Here is a 548-nt window from a genome sequence, read left to right as displayed (position 1 = left end):
ACCTGTATTGTTTCTTGTATTTACCCATGCTGTCATAGTTCCTGATTTTTTATCTATGCCTAAATCATAAATTACTTTTGTGCCTGGATATGCATAAAGAGCTCCTTGATCATTTTCGTCTTTTCCAAATATAGGGGTTTCCTGTATTGGAGTTTTTCCTCTACTTCCAGTAGTATTTGTACTTAGATGAAAATATTCAAAGTTTGGACTGTCTTCTATTACAGAATCATAGAATACTCCTACAGGTTTATTGTCCTTGTCATAACCATATCTTGTTTCATAAAGTTTTTCATCTATTTTTTCCGTTATTATGCTGTGATTATTGCTCATATCATAGTCAAATTTTGTTGAATATGTCTCTCCATAACTTGAAGTACCTATATCTTTATCATACTCATCAATTCTAACCAATCTATCTGATAAATCGTAGCTGTACTTATAATCTCTAAAATTCACCCCGTCCTCATGGTATGCTAAATTACCTTCGTTGTCGTATTCATAGCTGTATCTTATCTCATCCTTTTGACTATTATCTAATATATCTCTAT

General features: G+C 31.8%; 1 protein-coding gene. It reads right to left on the bottom strand.

From position 1 onward, the window contains the following. Nucleotides 1-548: hypothetical protein (locus P8V03_RS19065; protein WP_318799383.1), on the bottom strand; the 548-nt coding region annotated here is incomplete at both ends.

It is taken from the genome of Clostridium tanneri, from assembly GCF_033659955.1.
GTDB lineage: Bacteria > Bacillota > Clostridia > Clostridiales > Clostridiaceae > Clostridium_AM > Clostridium_AM tanneri.
This window is presented reverse-complemented; position numbering and strand designations above follow the sequence as displayed.